We start from the raw sequence: 521 nt of genomic DNA, 5'->3' as shown, positions 1-521 counted from the left end.
CGCGGCTCTCGCCGCCGGCCGGGGCGGCGAACATCACGCCGCGGCGCGCGAGCTCGGTGAACATCGGCGTCAGAGCGGCGTCGGTCTCCAGGAACTTGCCGCCGCCGAGCGGCGCAACCCCGACATAGCCTTTCGCCCGGCCGAGCGCCCATCGCAGGCGCTCAAGGTTGGCGGGGGCCGGCAGGCTGGTCAGAAGCGTCTGCGGACCGGTGTCGTTGCCCGGATAACCGTAGGGCTCCATCGGGGCCTGGATGAGGACCTCGTGGCCGCGCGCCCGCGCCTTCTCGACCTGCTCTCCGACGTCCTTGCCATAGGGCGAGAACGCCAGCGTCACCGGCGCCGGCAGCGAGACCGTCGCGGTCTCGGTGGCCTCCCGGCTCACGCCGAGATTGGCGACGATCAGCGCCACCCGGGCCTTGGCGGCGGTCGCCTGCTCCCTTATCCATCCAAAGGCATTACAGGAGATACTGACAGAGGAGCCAACGCAACCGGCTGTTTTGCCAACGCTTTTCATATCATCA

General features: G+C 68.9%; 1 protein-coding gene. It reads right to left on the bottom strand.

Going from position 1 to position 521, the window contains the following annotated elements; genetic code table 11:
* Nucleotides 1-409 (bottom strand): divergent polysaccharide deacetylase family protein (locus ACIKT0_RS19930; RefSeq protein ID WP_407106966.1); only part of this gene is annotated, 409 nt, incomplete at its 3' end.
* Nucleotides 410-521: the final 112 nt, after the last annotated feature.

It is taken from the genome of Hansschlegelia beijingensis (genome assembly GCF_045505405.1).
Classification (GTDB): domain Bacteria; phylum Pseudomonadota; class Alphaproteobacteria; order Rhizobiales; family Methylopilaceae; genus Methylopila; species Methylopila beijingensis_A.
This window is presented reverse-complemented; position numbering and strand designations above follow the sequence as displayed.